Origin of the sequence: Xanthomonas sp. GPE 39 (assembly GCF_000963005.1) — a bacterium.
Classification (GTDB): domain Bacteria; phylum Pseudomonadota; class Gammaproteobacteria; order Xanthomonadales; family Xanthomonadaceae; genus Xanthomonas_A.
In genome coordinates this window covers 2884336-2901444 of sequence record NZ_JZHZ01000007.1, presented here as the reverse complement: position 1 = coordinate 2901444, position 17109 = coordinate 2884336, and the positions used below count along the sequence as shown (strand labels likewise).

The 17109-nt window shown below is 60.4% G+C and carries 16 protein-coding genes and 2 pseudogenes; 14 read left to right on the top strand and 4 right to left on the bottom strand.

The features are described from left to right. The 8 genes from XALGPE39_RS16500 to XALGPE39_RS12125 all read left to right on the top strand — a co-directional run. A partial coding sequence (locus XALGPE39_RS16500; RefSeq protein ID WP_235429806.1) for a hypothetical protein occupies positions 1-272 on the top strand: 272 nt, incomplete at its 5' end. Beyond that, positions 269-574, top strand: a complete 306-nt coding sequence (locus XALGPE39_RS12155; protein ID WP_045728411.1) for a hypothetical protein — start codon at positions 269-271, stop codon at positions 572-574. The genes XALGPE39_RS16500 and XALGPE39_RS12155, both read left to right, overlap by 4 nt. A gap of 73 nt (positions 575-647) precedes the next feature. After that, positions 648-1889 carry a hypothetical protein gene (locus tag XALGPE39_RS12150; protein WP_152624901.1) on the top strand — a complete coding sequence of 414 codons (1242 nt, stop codon included), beginning with the start codon at positions 648-650 and terminating at the stop codon, positions 1887-1889. Further along, on the top strand, positions 1886-2767 hold the full coding sequence (locus XALGPE39_RS12145; RefSeq protein WP_045728409.1) for a hypothetical protein: 882 nt from the start codon (positions 1886-1888) through the stop codon (positions 2765-2767). The genes XALGPE39_RS12150 and XALGPE39_RS12145 overlap by 4 nt, the downstream gene beginning before the upstream one ends. Further along, positions 2742-3107: a hypothetical protein gene (locus tag XALGPE39_RS12140; RefSeq protein WP_045728408.1), complete on the top strand. Its 366-nt coding sequence runs from the start codon at positions 2742-2744 to the stop codon at positions 3105-3107. Before XALGPE39_RS12145 ends, XALGPE39_RS12140 begins: the two co-directional genes overlap by 26 nt. Before the next feature lie 30 nt (positions 3108-3137). Next, positions 3138-3536 (top strand): hypothetical protein, encoded by a 399-nt coding sequence (locus XALGPE39_RS12135; RefSeq protein ID WP_045728407.1) that lies wholly within the window; start codon positions 3138-3140, stop codon positions 3534-3536. Positions 3537-3548: 12 nt separating this feature from the next. Beyond that, positions 3549-4856, top strand: a complete 1308-nt coding sequence (locus tag XALGPE39_RS12130; protein ID WP_045729186.1) for an ABC transporter permease — start codon at positions 3549-3551, stop codon at positions 4854-4856. Beyond that, positions 4853-6100 (top strand): FtsX-like permease family protein, encoded by a 1248-nt coding sequence (locus tag XALGPE39_RS12125; RefSeq protein ID WP_045728406.1) that lies wholly within the window; start codon positions 4853-4855, stop codon positions 6098-6100. Before XALGPE39_RS12130 ends, XALGPE39_RS12125 begins: the two co-directional genes overlap by 4 nt. A 73-nt stretch (positions 6101-6173) precedes the next feature. Here the strand turns inward: XALGPE39_RS12125 and XALGPE39_RS12120 are convergent. The 3 genes and pseudogenes from XALGPE39_RS12120 to fabR all read right to left on the bottom strand — a co-directional run. Then, positions 6174-6569, bottom strand: a pseudogene (locus tag XALGPE39_RS12120) (DDE-type integrase/transposase/recombinase); the annotation flags it as partial. 32 nt (positions 6570-6601) lie between these two features. Next, positions 6602-7687 (bottom strand): annotated as a pseudogene (locus tag XALGPE39_RS12115) (IS3 family transposase). Between the two features lie 315 nt (positions 7688-8002). Next, positions 8003-8647, bottom strand: coding sequence for an HTH-type transcriptional repressor FabR (fabR, locus tag XALGPE39_RS12105; protein ID WP_045728405.1), 645 nt, complete (start codon positions 8645-8647; stop codon positions 8003-8005). 94 nt (positions 8648-8741) lie between these two features. Between fabR and XALGPE39_RS12100 the strand changes: the two genes are divergently transcribed. The 5 genes from XALGPE39_RS12100 to XALGPE39_RS12080 all read left to right on the top strand — a co-directional run bounded on the left by XALGPE39_RS12100 (position 8742) and on the right by XALGPE39_RS12080 (position 15014). Continuing rightward, positions 8742-9818 (top strand): ferredoxin reductase, encoded by a 1077-nt coding sequence (locus XALGPE39_RS12100; RefSeq protein ID WP_045728404.1) that lies wholly within the window; start codon positions 8742-8744, stop codon positions 9816-9818. Between the two features lie 11 nt (positions 9819-9829). Further along, the gene (locus tag XALGPE39_RS12095; protein ID WP_045728403.1) at positions 9830-10954 is read left to right on the top strand and encodes an acyl-CoA desaturase; all 1125 of its coding nucleotides are present in this window, start codon (positions 9830-9832) and stop codon (positions 10952-10954) included. A 366-nt stretch (positions 10955-11320) separates the two neighbouring features. Further along, a complete protein-coding gene (locus XALGPE39_RS12090; protein ID WP_045728402.1) occupies positions 11321-12757 on the top strand; it encodes a HAMP domain-containing sensor histidine kinase in 1437 nt (478 codons plus the stop codon). Further along, a complete protein-coding gene (locus tag XALGPE39_RS12085) occupies positions 12742-14079 on the top strand; it encodes a sigma-54 dependent transcriptional regulator (protein ID WP_045728401.1) in 1338 nt (445 codons plus the stop codon). Before XALGPE39_RS12090 ends, XALGPE39_RS12085 begins: the two co-directional genes overlap by 16 nt. Positions 14080-14264: 185 nt before the next feature. Continuing rightward, the gene (locus tag XALGPE39_RS12080; protein ID WP_045728400.1) at positions 14265-15014 is read left to right on the top strand and encodes a hypothetical protein; all 750 of its coding nucleotides are present in this window, start codon (positions 14265-14267) and stop codon (positions 15012-15014) included. Between the two features lie 440 nt (positions 15015-15454). Here the strand turns inward: XALGPE39_RS12080 and XALGPE39_RS12075 are convergent, their stop codons facing one another. Then, complete coding sequence (locus XALGPE39_RS12075; protein ID WP_045728399.1) at positions 15455-16438, bottom strand: NAD(P)-dependent oxidoreductase; 984 nt, start codon at positions 16436-16438, stop codon at positions 15455-15457. A gap of 94 nt (positions 16439-16532) precedes the next feature. Between XALGPE39_RS12075 and XALGPE39_RS12070 the strand changes: the two genes are divergently transcribed. After that, positions 16533-17105, top strand: coding sequence for an ANTAR domain-containing protein (locus XALGPE39_RS12070; protein WP_152624971.1), 573 nt, complete (start codon positions 16533-16535; stop codon positions 17103-17105). The last annotated feature ends 4 nt before the right edge of the window (positions 17106-17109 follow it).

The following is a 17109-nucleotide window of genomic DNA, read 5'->3' as shown; positions in this document are numbered from 1 at the left end:
TGCTCATGGACACCTCCGAATTAGCCATTTTCCATGGCCTTGAGATGTCTAGGGAACCCTGGGCGTATCACTGGCCAGTGTTGTCGCGCTGTTGGAGAAAGCTGAGTTCTATCTCTAATGCGAGCCGATCTGGTGCTCCTGTCGCTGCTGTGCGCAGCACAGCAAAAGGTTTGATAGATACTTTCAACTGGCTTTACATCAGGTGGCGAGTGAAGCCGAAGTCAAAGGTTTTCATCGCACAACCCTCAATGCCAAAGGAAGGAATGAAATGAGCAAGATCATCACCAACAATGCGATCTCGTCCTTAGCCCTGATCATAGCCGGTGTAGCCGGATCGGCCTCAGCTTCGGAAGCGCATTCGGTCGCTACTCACAACCTCGAATCGACTACAGCAATCAATGCCGATCTCGACAGTCTGCGCATGGCTGAGTTCGCTTCAACCGAGTCGCTCGCAGACAGTGGTCACCACGCGGATTCGATTGGTTCGCATCATCACCACGAGGCCATTGCCAGCACCGATGGCGTGAAAACGACAGCCAATCGCGAGGCCGAACCGGGTCGCTTCGACGTTTAATTCCAGCGTGATCGCCGAGGGGGCGATTGGTCCCCCTCGGCGTGAGTCAAGAATTCTCAGGGAGTGAGGTGCTATGAATGCTGTATTGGATAGCAAAAGCGTTGTGATTAGTCGTCCTCTTTGCCTCATGGAACTCACTATGGCGTCAGTTCATGCCGATGAGGTGATGGAAGGCATCATGTGGGCGCGACTGAACCGCATGCGCATGCGTCTCCAAGAGGCTTTGAAGGGGAGAGGTGGCGAAAAATTTCTTGAGGCGATCTATCAGCTTTACATCTCGATGCCCCCCAATCGCCAGGCGCGTCTGCTTTTAAGCTCGGAATTTTGCGAATGCTACATGGCCATCGAATCTGCACAACGCAAGATCAGCACCGTAAGGTCCGATCAAGAAGATGCCTGCGAATTGGCTCGAAATTTTGCGCTTCTTCACGACCTGGTTTGTCGCGAACATGCCATTGACGAGCTGAGCAAGGGGCGTGTGAGTAAGTATCTGGCTGAGTCGCGCCAGTGGCAGGTTTACAGTCCCCTTGGCGACACTTATGCCAATCGATCAAGTGCGGGCAGCTGGAACCTTGAAAAGGCTCAGAGTGTAGGCGAGTGCATTGCGGTTGACTTTGACAGTCCCGTTGCCAGGCACTATGAGCCGCGCTCAGGCGTGTTGAGTCAGGCCTGCTTGCCGCTCGACGATTTCGAACGTCACGCGGTGTGCACAAAGATCGCTGAAAGTCTGCGTTTGATTGACGAAGCGGAGCCGCTTTATGGCTTGATTATCCGAAACTTCGTCAGGCGCATCGTTGTGCGCAAGTCGCAAGAACGATCTGACCAAGGACCTAAGCACTATGGGTCAGAGCATGTGCCACGTCAGCCCGGTTCGCTCAGATTGCTCAACATCCATCGGGATGAACTCAGCGTTGAAGCGTGCATGGAGAGTTTGATGCACGAGAGCACGCATAACTTCCTCGCTGCGTGGGAGCTTGCTCACGGTTTTTTTGTTGCCAACGACTACAAGCATCGCGTAGTGTCCCCTTGGTCTGGGAACCAGATCCCGAACTCCTCGTTCATTCACGCGGTCTTTGTTTACTACATCTGCCACCGTCTTCTGAGAGGTCATCTGGTAAACTCAAAGAACCTTGCCGAAAGTGCGGTTGCACATGTCCACAAGCGATTAGCAGTTTGTGCATCGGGATTTCTCATTCAGCAGCCACTGAGCCAGCGCCTGATGTCCACAGCACCGCTCAACGAGGACATCGGCAGCATGATCGACATGATGCAGTCAGAAATGCAGCGCCAATACGGATACGAGGCAGTAGTATGAACGTAAAAGCCGTCGTGCTCTACTCAGACCGGAACGATCCGATTGCGTTGAAGGCAATGGGCGAGGCGAGCTCAGAGATTGCTTGCATCCATGTTGACCAGTTGATTCCGCTCTTTGCTCGCCAAGATTGGCCAAAAGTGCTCGACATGACGACAACAGCAGACATCGAAGCGGTGTTTTCGGGCGCCAAAATCATCAATCGTGCCTTCACCCTATCTGGCACTGAGCTTTCATCTTGCTTGTCTGCCTGGGGCGTCGATGAGCGCTGGTTTCATATCCGCTTACAGGGTCTATTGAAGCTTGGAATGAGCGTGTCGTATGACACCGGAGTAAGGGGGGTGTCGCGCTCGCTTCTCCCGCTGAACGCACAATGGTTTGAGATGAAGCGCTCTTTGCCTGATCTGCTAACTCCCGCTTTCGAGTATGGCTTTGCCTACGAGCATCCTGACATCTCAGCTTTGGCGTCTCCGTTGCAAAAATCGGTGTGGTCGCTCTTTGATTGGAAAGTGGAACGACATCTGAGTCCTGATGAGGCCAAGCGACATCAATTCTTCGTGGAGGCCCCAAATGGGGTGCCATTTATCGCTTACTTTGTGGGGGATACTTTGGAGGTGTTTTGGCCCCGAGAGCGCGTGGATGTGGATCTTGGGCAAGTCAAGGAACTGGTTAACGCTGCCAGGCGCGTTTTCTGTGCTGAGACCGGTGAAGTGCTGCTCTATGCAGAAGACCAATCCCTGCGCTTTTATGCGTTTTCACCGCATATGCTCTCTGTGGCAGAAGAGCCCGCATTTCAAGCGATGCTGGGCAATTGGCTGGCGCCCACTCATTTTGACGCTGTAAGGAGCCTTGCCGATGCTGCGCCTCGGATCATCCATTGAACAGCTTCTTCGAATTCGGGAGGAGATGGGTTGGCTATACGGAAGCGAAGATCTTTGCGTGTTACTTTACAGCCTGGTCAAGCGAGAAAAGCCCGCCATAGCCATCGAACTTGGAACAGGGCTCGGTGTTTCTACCGCCTGGATAGCGGTAGCGATGAAGGAGGCCGGAAGAGGTGTTTTGCACACCTATGACAACGGCTCCCATTACATCAGTGAGCGCTCAAAGAAGTTCCTCAGTGGTCTTTCTGAACCCCTGAAATCGTTTGCAAACCTGCAAGAAGGCTTGGATGGCTTCAATGCTTTCATCGGAAGTCTGCTGTCGTGGGTGGGGGCGGAGTAGCATGTGGTTGTTCACCGAGGCGATATCGCTATGGATCAAATGGCATCGGATGATGCGTTCCAATCGGGGGTCGACATGATTTTCTCGGACTTCAATCATTCGCCTGATAGCATCCAGGCGTTGCTTGGCGCTTTTCTTCCGGTCATGCGGGAGAGCTCGTCCATCTTCATCGATAGCGCTTCAACACATCGGCTGAGCTACCTTGCACTTGAAAGGATTGTGGAGCATCTTAACCATGGGCGATTGCCCGTAGGGCTCACCAAAGGGCTGGATGAGCTTGAAGTCCAGCGCCTTGAAACGAGGGTGAGGCGCTCGTCGTTTCGCCTCATGCACCTCATCGAAACGAGCGATCGCGCGCAAAACAGCACTGCATGGCTGAGGATCGAACCCATCGATATTAAGGCAGCGGGTGTGACTTTTTCCCACTAAATGCAGGGTGCAATGTTTAGCTACTACCTGAATTTGGCAAAGCAAAGCCTGTTGGCGTCAAAGGCGATGACCTTGGCGCTGGTCGTTGCACTTGCTTTGGGCGTTGGCGCAAGCATGACAATGCTCACGCTGGTTCGTGCGCTGTCATGGGATCCCATGCCAGGTCGCAGCGCTCACCTGTTTCATCCATACTTCGATCCTTTGCCTCGCTCTTATGAAGATAAAGCCTTGTTCGATCCTCGCAACTCAGTGACTTGGGTCGATGCCAAAGAGATCATGCACAGACTTCCAGCACCGTCAAGTGCTGCAATGGCCACAGGTCACTTGCTTGTCTCGGCCCAGAGTGGTGTGGATTCGCCGTTTTTTGTTGATGGCCAGTATGCAACACCCGACATCTTTCGCATGTTTGGGATTGACCTGAGTCAGGGTAGATCTTGGACCAAAGACGAGGAGCAATCACGAGCAGCGCTGGTGGTGATCAGTGAGTCGTTTAGAAAGCGCCTCGGTCAGGCCGGAGAAGTCGGAAAAAGCCTTCAACTTGGCTCAAAAGCGTTTCGCATCGTGGGCATTTCACGTGACTGGGCACCGATGCCGCGCTTTCATACTGATCTGCAAAAGGACACCTTCAAGGGCCAAGACGACTTTTTCATTCCCCTCCACACAGCGATTGACGACAAGCTCAGTGTCAGTTCGAGCATGTTTTCGTGGGCGCAGGGCGAGAAATTCAACAAGATGGAAAGCCCCTCAACTGCTTGGCTGCAACTTTGGGTCTATCTTGAAGATCAGGCTGCGCAACAGCGCTATGCGGAGCAGCTCCAAAGCTATGTGGAGCAGCAAGCAGCTGGTGGTCGTTTTGAGCGGCGTAGCCCGGCTTGCTTGGAAGGGCTTAAAGATTTTCTGATCCGCCGTCAGGTGGTGCCGGATGATGTGAAGCTCCAATTGGCGTTGGCCGTTGGCTTCTTGATCGTCTGCATGGTCAACATCTGCGCGCTGCTCTTTTCCCGCTTCATCCGGCGAACCCATGAAGTGGCGGTGCGACGGGCGCTGGGGGCTCGCAGGATTGATATCTTTGCGCAGCTTTGCACCGAAGCGCTACTGATCGGGGCGCTAGGTGGGCTAGGCGCACTGATCGTCTGTCAAGTTGGGCTATCGGTTGTTAGGGCGCAGCCAGAAGACTACGCGGCGTTAGCGCACATGGATCTGACCATGGTGGCAGCAACCTTGGCCTTCGCCTGCCTATCTAGCCTCGCCACTGCCGCGCTACCGGCCTTCCGAACCGCTTCTGGTCGAACGGCCATGCAAATAAAGGTGGCAGAATGAGCATCTCGGAGATCCCGGTCATTGCGCGCAGCCTGAAACGGCATCGTTTGATTTCTGCTATTTTTCTCTTGCAGATCATCATCACCACGGCGGTCATTAGCAATGTTTCCTCATTGCTGGCTGATCGGGTTGAACTTCTGACCTATCAGACAGGACTGGGTGAAGAGGGGCTTGGCATTGTCGAGACTCAGTTCCTGGGTGAAGGAAGCGATAATGCACGATCCAAAGTGCTTGCTGATTTGCAGCGCCTTCGTGAGGTGCCAGGAGTTCAAAGTGTCGCCGCCGTTGAAGCGCTACCATTGAGTCAAAACAACTGGACCGTTGGCATCACCAACAAGTTGCTGGACCGAAACGATCTTCGTGGTGTGATTGAAGCAGAACCGTCGGTTTACAGCGTTTCACCCGGCGCACTTCAAACCCTTGGCATAGCGCTTTCGGCTGGACGTGATTTCTCGCCAGATGCCTATGTCCCCATGGCGGCCAGCAATGACTACTCTGGGCTTCATGACGCGGGTGAGGTCATCATCTCAAAGGATTTAGCGCAGGCGCTGTTTCCAGGAGAGAGTGCGCTTGGTAAGGCAATTTTCGTCGATGGCGAGCATCCGGTTCACATCGTAGGCGTTGCTGATCATTTGTCCCGCCCGCTTCTGGGAAGCGGTCAAGGCAACGATGTGTCGATGCTCTTGCCGTTAGTTCCGGATGCTAATCGTGTCATCTATGCTATCCGAACTGACCCAGATCGATTGAACAGTGTGCTGAGCGATGCAGAGGCAGGGATCCGAGCCCTGGATCGAAATCGAATGATCCCTCGAGTCATGAGCTACGAGGCGCTTCGCCATGGCTACTTCCGGCGTGATCGAATGATGGCTTACCTCTTTTTGGCAGCTGGCGCCTCATTGTTGGTGGTCACTGGGATCGGGGTCTACGGCTTGGTGAGCTTTTGGGTTCGTCAGCGCTATCGATACATCGGCATTCGTCGATCGCTGGGCGCACGCTCCATAGACATCAGTCTGTATTTCATGACGGAGAACATGTTTCTGACTGGGGCTGGCGCTGTGATTGGGAGCGGTCTGGCAGCGGCATTGAGCATGTGGCTCTCCGCTCACTACGGTGCCCCGAAGGTGCCTGGCGCATTTCTCATTGCTGGCTTTGTGTTGGTTTGCGCGCTGGGTCAGCTTGCCGCTTGGCTCCCCGCTCGTAAAGCAGCAAAGACTGCGCCTGTGGTCACGATGAGATCCGTGTAGGAGGCGTTATAGCCCAATCATGAATATTCCGGCTGATCCGTTCTTGCTTGGGTCGAGGGTTCTTTTTCGGGTTTTACCCCGATATCACGGACGGTTGTAAAAGAGTTGCAAATTTCTGATCTTGCCTGGCGTCGCTCGATGTAGTCAACACATCTGTGCGTGCGGCATCCAGTGTGGCATAGCTGGTTCGATAGATTCGCTCACGCTTGAGCAGCACGAAGAAAACTTCGCACGCAGCGTTGTCACCGCAATGGCCTACTACGCTCATAGAGCAGATCATGCTGTTGTCCGACAGATAGTGCTGATAGTCACCGCTGTGGAACTGGCTGCCGCGATCAGAATGCAGGATCACGGCATGGTGATCTTGCTGTTGCCAGGTCGCCATCTGTACGGCGCGGATCATCATCTGACGGTCCTAGCGATCGTGCATCGACCACCCCACCACGCGCTGGTCAAATAGATCGGTAATCCCCCCGCTTATAGCGGTCACCCAAAGTGGAGCTACGCGGTCATCGCCAATTTCATCGCTGGCGTGATGCCGCCGAGCGCCATGTTGGGGAGCTCGTGGTTGTACGTCCATAGCCAGCGTGTGGCCTTGTCCTGAACCTGCTCGATGGTGTCGAACAACGTTGTGGCCAGCCAGGCATAGCGGACGGTATGGTTGTAGCGTTCGACGTAGGATTCTGATGCGGTTTGCCCGGCTGGATGTGTTCGATCCGAATGCCGCGCTGCTGTGCCCAGGCTAGCATCGCGGCACTGATGTACTCCGGGCCGTTGTCGCAGCGAATCACGCGCGGCTTGCCACGCCACTCGATGATCTGATCCAACGAGCGGATCACCCGGGCCGATGGCAACGACAGGTCGACCTCGATCCCCAGACCCTGGCGATTGAAGTCGTCGAGCACGTTGAACAACCGGAAGCTGCGACCATCGGCCAACTGGTCGTGCATGAAGTCCATCGACCAGACTTGGTTGATCGTCTCCGGCACCGCCAACGGCTCTGGCCGCTCGCGCACCAGCCGCTTCTTCGGCTTGATCCGCAGGTTCAATTCCAGCTCCCGGTAGATGCGGTACACCCACTTGTGGTTCCAGCCAAAGCCCTTCACGTTGCGTAGATGCAGGAAGCACAGGCCGAACCCCCAATCGCGATAGGTCGCGGTCAGTCTCACAAGCCAATCAGCAATCTGGGTGTTCTGCTCGCTGGCCTTGGGCTGATAACGAAAGCAGGTCTCGCTCAGAGCAAAGCTCTGGCAAACATGCCGGATGTTCGTGCGGCCTTCTTCCACCGCCCATCGGGCCATCTCCCGGCGTTGAGATGGCCTCACCATTTTTTGCCATCGCCTCCTTCAGCAGGTCAGCGCTGAGTTGGGCATCGGCGTACATCTTCTTCAGCCGCCGATTTTCGTCCTGCAGCTCCTTGAGCTGGGATATCAACGACGCATCCATGCCGCCGAACTTGCTGCGCCACTTATAGAACGTTGCCGAGCTGATGCCGTGTTCGCGGCACAACTGCGGCACTGGCGTGCCGGCCTCGGCCTGTTTGAGCACGGCGATGATCTGGCTGTCGGTGAAGCGGGATGTCTTCATGGAACCTACTCGGAAAAGGGTAAGAGAAAATTCCACTTCTGGCGTCAGCTAACCTGCGGGGGGATTACCCTACCGCTGCGAATTATCTTCGCGGCCTGTTTGACTGGCTATAAGGTGTGGCCCAGTGCTGCTGTGACCTTGCCGCCATTGTTACTCATGCCATTGAGCCGGGCCATTGCCGTTGGAGTTGATGAGTCAGATGTGCTCTCTCTCTTCATGCTAGCTGAGTGGTTCGCCTTGGTAAGCGCAATCCTAGGTGGTTGAGCTAGTGCCTGCGTAATCGCTTTATAGCCTGGCACCCAACACCAACACACCTCAGCCAATCGCCAATGCCCGCGAGCCGAGGATGATCATGCGCAGCATCGCGGTGATCTGGCGGATCAGTTGCGGATCTTTTTCCGGTGGCAAATCCATCGCTGTCGCGCCCATCGCGAAGACTAGCCGGGTGATCGCTTTGGACACCAGCGCCGGCTCGTGCAGCGGTGCGCCCTCCTGCGCAGCCAGGCGGATCAAGTCCACGCGGAGTTCGTCTTCGAAATAATTCAACTCACGGTCCACCGCACGCTTGAAGGCGTCCGAGCCGACCGTACCCTCGCGCAAGAGGACGTGCAGTAACTTGTCGTCAGCACGTAACTGCTCCATGAACGTCTCCACGGAGCTGAGGATGATGCTGCGGCGGTTGCCGGCGGCGCGCTGCCGGGCCTGGCCGATGATAGTGCGCAGCGAGCTGCCGGCCAGGTCGATCAGCGCCACCGCGAGCTCGTCCATGTCGCGGAATTGGCGGTAGAAGCTGTTCGGCGCGATGCCGGCCTCGCGGGTGACCTCGCGCAGGCTCAGCGTTGAGACGCTGCGGTGCGGTCCGATCAGCTTCAGCGCCGCCGCCAGCAGGTCTTCACGCGAGATCGCACCCTTGCGCGCGGGAAGCGCATCCTCGGGCTGGGGCAGGTGGATCGACGTCATGGACTGGGCCGGAGCAGGCAATGACGGATCATAGCGCTTTTGCTGAATATACAACTGTATAGACATTCGTATCTGTGTCTGTATAGTGTGTGCCATGAATGCCGCCCGCCGCCCCGCCAAGCTCCGTCCCGCCATGCGTGCGTTGCATGCTTGGGTGCGGCCGGATGTTTTCGATTTCTGGTCCACACGCCTGCATCCGCTGTGGACCTGGCAACGCCCGCGTGCGCGGTTGCTGCAGCGCGAGGCCGCCAGCAGCGATGCGGTGACCCTGGTCTTGCAGCCCAATCGCCACTGGCGCGGGTTGCGCGCCGGTCAGCATGTGGAACTGGGCGTGGAGATCGAAGGCCGTCGTTTGTTGCGCAGTTACAGCCCCACGCTATTGCCGGACGGGCGTCTGGCGATCACGGTCAAGGTGGTCGACGGTGGCCGGGTCAGCCAATATCTGGCCAATACGGCGCGGATCGGCGAAGTGTTCGAGCTGGGCCAGGCGTTCGGCGAGATGGTGCTGCCGGCGGCCTCGCGTGGTCGCTGGTTGTTGCTGGCTGCTGGCAGTGGCATCACGCCGATGCGTGCGTTGCTGCGGCAGTTGGCGGCGGAAGGGATGCCTGCCGATGTCGATCTGATCTATTGGGCGCGCCGCCACGAGCAAGTGTGCTTCCGCGACGAACTGCAGGCGCTGGCTGCAGCGCATCCGCGCTTCCATCTGCAATTGGCGATCACCGGCGAGGGCGATTCTCCCGCGCCGCGTGTGGACACGTTGCCGCTGGAGCATCTGCACGGCCTGGAGCAGGCGCAGGTGCTTGCCTGCGGCCCGGGCGGTTTCGTGCAGGCTGCGCGTGCGCGTCTGCAGCCGCATGTCGCGCGCTTCCAGGCCGAGGCGTTCAGCCCGCCGCCGGCGCTGGACGATATCGAGCAGGGCACGGTCGCGGTGACTCTGGCGCGCAGCGGCCGTGTGCTGCAATTGCCGCGCGGACAATCGCTGCTCACCGCGCTGGAAGCCGAGGGCCTGCGGCCCAAGCATGGGTGCCGCATGGGCATCTGTAATAGCTGCGCCTGCGGCAAGCAGTCCGGTGCGACCCGCGACATGCTCAGCGGTGCCCACACCACCGAACCCGGTTCGCTGAAGCTGTGTATCAACAGCGCCAGTAGTGACCTGACCCTGGACCTTTGAAGGATTTTCCCATGGCGGCTCCCCGTAACCGCGCACTGACTCCGGCCGAATTGCAAGCCTTTGGCGATGAACTGGACGCGCTGCGCACGCGCACACTCGCCGATTTGGGCGCACGCGATGCGCGCTACATCCGTCGTATCGTCGCGGCGGTGCGCTACACCGGTCTGGCGGGGCGCGCGTTGTTGTTCCTCGGCGCGTTCGTGCATAGCGTGTTGCTGCCGGCGTGGATCGCGGGCGTGTTGCTGCTCACGTTGTCCAAGATCCTGGAGAACATGGAGTTGGGCCACAACGTCATGCACGGCCAGTACGACTGGATGGGCGATGCGCAGTTGAATGGCAATACCTACGAATGGGACATCGTCGCCACTGGCGATAACTGGCGCAAGACGCACAACTTCAAGCACCACACCTATACCAACGTGCGCGGCATGGACGACGACATCGGCTATGGCCTGTTGCGCATCTTCCCCGAGCAGCGCTGGCGTCCGTTCTACCTGGCGCAGCCGTTCATCGCGGTGGTGTTCGCGGTGTTATTCGAATGGGGCGTGGCGATCCAGGATCTGCGCCTGGGCCGCTGGTTCGCGGGCAAGATGAAGCCTGGCCAGTTGCGCCGTGCGTTCGCTCCGGTCGGGCGCAAGATGCGCCGGCAGATCATCAAGGACTACGTGGTGTTTCCGGCGCTGGCTGGCCCGTTCTTCCTGCCGGTGTTGCTGGGAAACCTGGTCGCCAACGTGTTGCGCAGCATCTGGACGTTCGTGATTATTTTCTGCGGCCACTTCACCGCAGAAGTCGAGACGTTCCCCAAGGAGTCGATCAAGAACGAGTCGCGCGGTCACTGGTATCTGCGCCAGTTGCGCGGCTCGTCCAATCTGGCCGGCGGCAAGCTGCTGAATCTGCTCTCGGGCAATCTGAGCCATCAGATCGAACACCATTTCTATCCCGATGTGCCGGCCAACCGCTATGCGGGGCTAGCGCTGGAGGTGCGCAAGATCTGCGCGCGTTACGGTCAGCACTACAACACCGGGTCGCTGCCGCGTCAGTTCGGCCAGGTGATGTGGCGGATCGTGCGCCATGCTTTCCCCAGTCGGCCCCGGCCGGTGCGTGCCTTGCGGGCGGCGGCACAACAAGCAGGTTGAGTAAACGGCACGGCGCTGCAATAACGCGCCTTGGCCCGTCAGTGACGCAGCAGTCATGAGCTTGTGCGTATGCCCAGCGCATTCTCATGGCTGCCCTCAGATCGTGACCGCAAATGCGGCGCTGATCGTGGCGAAAAACGCCGCACCGTAACGTAACCGATCAACCTCATGGCGGTTGTCCCGTCGCAATGGCGCTGCATGTACTGCCTGCGCGTATCGCACAGATGCGTGCGCGTGTCGCCGAAGCAGGTTGGTCCGAGCATTGAGAACGACGCGTCATACGGTGCGCTGCGTCCCGCGCATGGCCGTGGCTTCGCCCCGCAGGTACGATCGGCTTCGTCGTTTCGTTTCGTGCAAAGGTCAGCCATGCCCCGTTCGCTGCTGCGCCAACTCCTGCTGATCTGGATCGTCATCGTCGCCGCCTGTGTCGGCATGGCGGTGGTGCTGGTCGGGCTGTATCGGCACAGCGAGGGCGTGCGTGCGCAGCGGGCGCAAGCGCAGTTGCAGGAGGTGTGTGCACACATGGTGCAGCGCTACAACGGCGCCAGTGTCGCCGCGCACGGCAGCGATGGCACCGGCCTGGCGGCGGTGGTGACGCAATTGGTTCTGGCCGATGCCGCTGGCGTGGAAGGTGGCATCTGGGATCGCCAGCGCGGCTTCCTGGCTTATGCCTACCCGACCTACGATGGCAGCGAACACAAAACCGACGTGCCCGCGGCCGAACGCGCGATGATCGTCGCCACGGCGCAGCGCGGCGTCGATGCGCGCCAGGCGGTGAGCTACCGGCGCGACGGGCAGCGCGAGACCTTGCTGATCGCGGCGTGTCCACTGGATCGCCATGCCGCCGCCTGGACCATGACCCGAGTCGCTTCCAGCGATGCTGCGGCCAGTCTGCCGCTGGCGCTGGGCATGGCGCTGATTCTGGTCTTGGTGGTGGGGTCGGCACTGGCGCTGGGATGGGTCGTGCGGCGCTGGAGCCAGCGCTTGCAGCGTATCCAGCAGGCGCTGGCGACGCAGGCCGAAATACCCGCCATTCCCGCGACCGGCGCACCGGAATTGGACCGCCTCGGTGCGGCGGTCACCGATTACGCCCAGCGCAGTGCGCAGGCGTTGGCGCAGACGCGTCAGCTTGGTGAGGAACTGTCGCGACACGAACGGCTGGTCGCGCTCGGGCGCATGACCGCCACCGTGGCGCATGAAATCCGCAATCCGATCGCAACTCTGCGTCTGGCGTTGGAGAATCAAATCGCAGCCGGTGGAGATGGGTTCGACGATGCGCAAGCGCAATTGATGCTGACGCAGATCCAGCGCTTGGATGGAGTGGTCGAGAGCCTACTCGGCATGGTCCAGCCGATCCGCCTGCAACAGCAAACCGTGCAGTTGCGGCCGTGGTTGCAGGCGTTGCTGGAGCCAGCCGAATGGAATGGGCAGGCACCGCCGATCGCGCTGCACATGGACGCGGCGCAGGTGCAGTGGCGGCTGGATCCGCAGCAGAGCGCGCGTGCCTTACACAACCTGTTGCGCAACGCGCTGCAGCACGCCGAGGCAGGGAGCGAGGTGATGCTGGTCGTGCACGTCGATGCGGATCTGCTGCGGCTAAGTGTGTGCAATCGCGGCGAACCGGTCGTCGCGCCAGTCGCCGCGCACTTGTTCGAGCCATTCGCCAGTGGTCGCAGCGATGGCAATGGGCTGGGTCTGGCATTGGTGCGTGAGATCGCCCGCGCACATGGCGGCGAGGTGCGTTACGCGCACCACGATGGCATCACCACGTTCACTTTGGAGCTGCCATGGCGCGCATCCTGATCATCGACGACGACCAGGCGTTCCTTGCGACGTTGCAGGCGACATTGCGCTCTTTCGGCCACGAGGTGATCGCGCTGGCCGATCCGCACGCTGGGCTGGCGCGATTGGGCGAGGGCGACATCGACCTGGCCTTCGTGGATTTCCGCATGCCAGGGATGGATGGCATCGCACTGATGCGCGCACGCCAGGACGATGTGCAGGCCGCGCGCGTGCCGTTGGTGATGCTCACCGCCCATGCTTCCAGCAGCAATACCATCGAAGCGATGAAACTTGGCGCGTTCGATCATCTGGTCAAGCCGGTGGGCCGTGCCGATATCGCCGCGGTGGTCGAACGCGCACTGCTCAATAGTGCCGAACAGGCGCCAGCGTCAACGTCGGCGGCACTGGTCGAGGACGACGATGCACTGCTTGGACACAGTGCGGCGATGCGCACCGTGCACAAGCGTATCGGTCTGGCTGCTGCTTCCGATCTGCCGGTGTTGATCTGCGGCGAAACCGGCACCGGCAAGGAATTGGCCGCGCGTGCCTTGCACCGTGCCAGCGCTCGCGCCGGGCAGCCCTTCGTTGCGGTCAATTGCGCGGCCATTCCCACCGAGCTGATGGAGAGCGAGTTGTTCGGTTACCGCAAGGGGGCGTTCTCCGGCGCGGTTGCCGACCGCAGTGGCCTGATTCGCGATGCCGACGGTGGCACGTTGTTCCTCGACGAAATCGGCGACATGCCATTGCCGATGCAGGCCAAACTGCTGCGCTTCCTACAGGAAGGCGAAGTGTCGCCGCTGGGCGGGCGCGGCGCGCAAAAAGTGGACGTGCGGGTGATCGCCGCAACGCACCGCGATCTGGCTCAGGCGGTGGAGGCGGGAAGCTTCCGTAGCGATCTGCGCTACCGGCTCAACGTCGTGCCGATCGAACTGCCGCCGCTACGCGAGCGCGGCGACGACATCCTGCTGTTGGCGCAACACTTTCTACAGGCCGGCGCGAGCAGCGCGCAGACGTTATCGCCCACGGCGCAGGCACGACTGCGCGCCTATCCCTGGCCGGGCAACGTGCGCGAATTGCGTAACGCCATGCAGCGTTGCCAGGTGCTGGTGCGCGCGCCAGTGATCGAAGCGCACGATCTTGACGAACTACTGGCCGAGCCGAGCGATGCGACGGTTGTCGACACCGATGCGATGACCCTGCCGCAGGCGATTGCGCAACTGGAGCGACGCATGATCCAGGCGGCGTTGGCGCACACCCATGGTAATCGCGCCGAGGCAGCGCGTCGGCTCGGTATCCATCGCCAATTGCTGTACCGCAAGCTCGACGAATACGGTTTGCAGTGAGTGTCCGTCGCGGGCGGCGTAGGCCGGGAAGGTGTCCGAAAAACGGACGGATGTGGATGCAATGAGGACGTCGCGATGCTGAGAGTTCCCTTCTATTTCTTTATATATCAATGATTTGAAGGTTGGCACGGTGCCTGCTTTATCTCTATGCAAGCGGCCCTCCTTGCCGCTTTGGAGAACATCTCATGATCCGTCGTCACGCACTCGCTCTGTCCTTGGTCTTTGTTGCCACCACTGCCGGCGCACAGGTGTATGCGCAGCCCGCTCCGCCGCCTGTCCCGCCCGCACCGCTGGGAGCCGACGCGCCAGTGGCTGCCGCGCCGGTGCAGGTGGACGGCACCGTCGAACGTTTCATGATCAACCCGAATGGCGATGTCGATGGGATGTGGTTGGTGGACGGTACCCAGGTCAACTTCCCGCCACATCTATCGGGCGATCTGCAAGCGGCGGTGCGCCGTGGTGATGCGGTGTCGGTGCAGGGCTATCGCCTGGGCAGCCTGCCGGTATTGCAGGCCAGTACGATCACCGCGCGCCGCAGTGGCAAGCAGGTGGTGGACCGCCCGCCGAACCCGATGACGCCGCCGCCCGCCCCGCCGTCGCCGCCGTCGCTCACCCCGCTGCAGACCGATGGCCGTATCGAACGGTTGATCTACGGGCCGCGTGGCGAAACCGCTGGTGCGTTGCTCAGCGACGGCACGGTGGTGCGGATGCCGCCCCCGGCCGCGCTGCAATACAGCGAGTTGTTGCGTCCCGGCGCACGCCTGAGCGTGAGCGGCTTTGGTGTGATCACCAATGTGGGGCGTGCGGTGGAAGCGACTCAAGTGGGTCGTGACCGTGCCTCGCAACAAGCGGTGTTTGCGCAGCCGGCCCCGCCGCCGCCGCCGGCTGTGCCGGGACAACCTGGCGTTCCGGTGGTGCCGCCGCCTTCGCGTTGATCGGTTGCCCCTTGCGACATCGTGCCCGCCGTATGCGGCGGGCACGTTCGTTTGCCTGACGCCTGCGTTTTATTTTTTGAGCATGCTTGGAGCATGCAATACATTGGGTCGATCCCGATGTGCGCCCCGCAACCTGCGGCACGCTCTTCGCATTCCCTTCGATACAAAGCCGATGTCGATGGCCTGCTGGTGGACGATGGCACCGACGTGCATGCCTCGCCACAATCGGGGTGATGGGCGATGACCCGGTCCTGACGGTATGCGCATCGTCATCGCTGCCGCAGTTGCTTGCCTGGAGCGGGTTTGTATTCTTGAGCCGAGCTGCGTTGACGATCAATCGTGCGCAGAGGCGGATGGTCAAGGCCAAGCGCACGTTTTGTCGGTGCGCTCCGCTGCTTCGCACGCATCTGTACGGATAGCGCACGCGCGCTGCGCTTGCCTTAATGCAATGCGACGCCGGGGATCACATCGCAGGCAATGCCGGCGGCAGTGAGCTCGGCGGCCAGCGTGGCGTGTGGGGGCTGTCGGAATGCATCGCCGGGCAACAGACTGACCACGCGCTGTCCCGCGCGGGCCTGTTCGCACAGCAGCGTCAGGTGTGCGGCTGGATCGCCAGGCAGTGGCTGGCGGGTGGCGTCGCGGCGCGCCAGGCTCAGCACCGCGGCGCTGACGTCGGTACCGCACAGCAGCAGATCGGCCTGATTGAGTGCGCGCAGTGCTTTCAGCGTCAGCGCACCTGGGTCACCGGTGCCGGTGCCGACCAAGCAGGCGCTGCCTTGTCGCGGTACTGCGTCGTTGCGCTGCAGGCTGTCGGCGAACGCCTGTTCGGCCGCGTCGTGCTGGCCGCTCTGCAGCAGCGTCTGCACCGGCCCTTCCAGCACTTGCTCGAACCAGCGCCGGCGCTGTGGCAACTGCGGCAGGCGTGTGCGGATCGCCTCGCGGTGGCGCGCGAACAATTGCGCCAGTGCGGCGTAGGAGTGATCCAATTCGGTTTCCCAGCGTTCGCGCAGACGCCGCGCCAGCATCGGCGCCGCGCCGCTGGAAGAGATCGCCACCAAGAGCGGATCACGGTCGATGATCGCCGGCACCTGGAAGGTGGAGAGCGCCGCGTCGTCGACCACGTTGACCCACTTGCGGCGCAGCCCGGCTTGTTCGGCCAGATGTCGATTGAAGGCCTCGTCGTCCGTGGCCGCCACCACCAGCCAGGCGGCATCCAGCCACTGCGGATCGAAATCGCCATCGACACGCCGCAGCCGGCCCTGTGCCAGCCACTGCGCCACGGTGTCGTTGAGCGCATGCGCGTAGACCAGCAGGTCCGCACCAGCATGCAGTAGCGCTTCGATCTTGCGCATCGCCACCTCGCCCCCGCCGACCACCAACACGCGGCGCCCGAGCAGATCGGCAAACAAGGGATACAACGGCATGCGGACTCCTGGAAGCTGAGGGGGACGGCTCGCGGCAGGGCATGTCGCATGGCACCATGCGGTGAAGCCAACCACCGTTCGCCATGACCGAATGCTGCGTGTCCTGCTGGTCAACGATACCGAAAAGCCGATCGGGCAACTGCGCCAGGCGCTGCTCGATGCCGGCTACGCGGTGTTGGACGAAGTCGCCGCGGCACCGGCGTTGCTCAAGGCGGTGTCCACCCAGCAGCCGGACGTGGTCATTCTCGATGTCGATTCGCCTTCGCGCGATACGCTGGAACAACTGGCGCTGATCCATCGTCAAGCACCGCGCCCGGTGGTGATGTTCTCCGCCGATGGCGACGACCAGTTGATCCGTGCCGCAGTCGGCGCCGGCGTCACTACCTACGTGGTCGATGGTCTGGCGCCGGCGCGGCTGGCGCCGATCGTGCAGGTTGCGTTGGCGCGTTTTGAACAGGAAGCGGGCATGCGCCGGCAACTGGACGAAGTGCAGCGCAAACTGCGCGAACGCGAACGCATCGACCGTGCCAAGCGCCTGCTGATGGACAAGCGCGGCATGAGCGAGAACGATGCCTACGCCGCGCTGCGGCAACAGGCGATGAAGCAAGGACTGAAACTGGCCGAGGTCGCCGAGCGCATCCTCGCCATGGCCGATTTGCTGGGATGAGGCA

Coding starts and splice junctions, on each gene's coding strand:
- XALGPE39_RS12090 (WP_045728402.1), top strand. CDS start 11,321: ATGCCCCGTTCGCTGCTGCGCCAACTCCTGCTGATCTGGATCGTCATC.
- fabR (WP_045728405.1), bottom strand. CDS start 8,647: ATGACGTCGATCCACCTGCCCCAGCCCGAGGATGCGCTTCCCGCGCGC.
- XALGPE39_RS12100 (WP_045728404.1), top strand. CDS start 8,742: ATGAATGCCGCCCGCCGCCCCGCCAAGCTCCGTCCCGCCATGCGTGCG.
- XALGPE39_RS12155 (WP_045728411.1), top strand. CDS start 269: ATGAGCAAGATCATCACCAACAATGCGATCTCGTCCTTAGCCCTGATC.
- XALGPE39_RS12095 (WP_045728403.1), top strand. CDS start 9,830: ATGGCGGCTCCCCGTAACCGCGCACTGACTCCGGCCGAATTGCAAGCC.
- XALGPE39_RS12080 (WP_045728400.1), top strand. CDS start 14,265: ATGATCCGTCGTCACGCACTCGCTCTGTCCTTGGTCTTTGTTGCCACC.
- XALGPE39_RS12150 (WP_152624901.1), top strand. CDS start 648: ATGAATGCTGTATTGGATAGCAAAAGCGTTGTGATTAGTCGTCCTCTT.
- XALGPE39_RS12135 (WP_045728407.1), top strand. CDS start 3,138: ATGGATCAAATGGCATCGGATGATGCGTTCCAATCGGGGGTCGACATG.
- XALGPE39_RS12075 (WP_045728399.1), bottom strand. CDS start 16,438: ATGCCGTTGTATCCCTTGTTTGCCGATCTGCTCGGGCGCCGCGTGTTG.
- XALGPE39_RS12140 (WP_045728408.1), top strand. CDS start 2,742: ATGCTGCGCCTCGGATCATCCATTGAACAGCTTCTTCGAATTCGGGAG.
- XALGPE39_RS12125 (WP_045728406.1), top strand. CDS start 4,853: ATGAGCATCTCGGAGATCCCGGTCATTGCGCGCAGCCTGAAACGGCAT.
- XALGPE39_RS12085 (WP_045728401.1), top strand. CDS start 12,742: ATGGCGCGCATCCTGATCATCGACGACGACCAGGCGTTCCTTGCGACG.
- XALGPE39_RS12145 (WP_045728409.1), top strand. CDS start 1,886: ATGAACGTAAAAGCCGTCGTGCTCTACTCAGACCGGAACGATCCGATT.
- XALGPE39_RS12130 (WP_045729186.1), top strand. CDS start 3,549: ATGTTTAGCTACTACCTGAATTTGGCAAAGCAAAGCCTGTTGGCGTCA.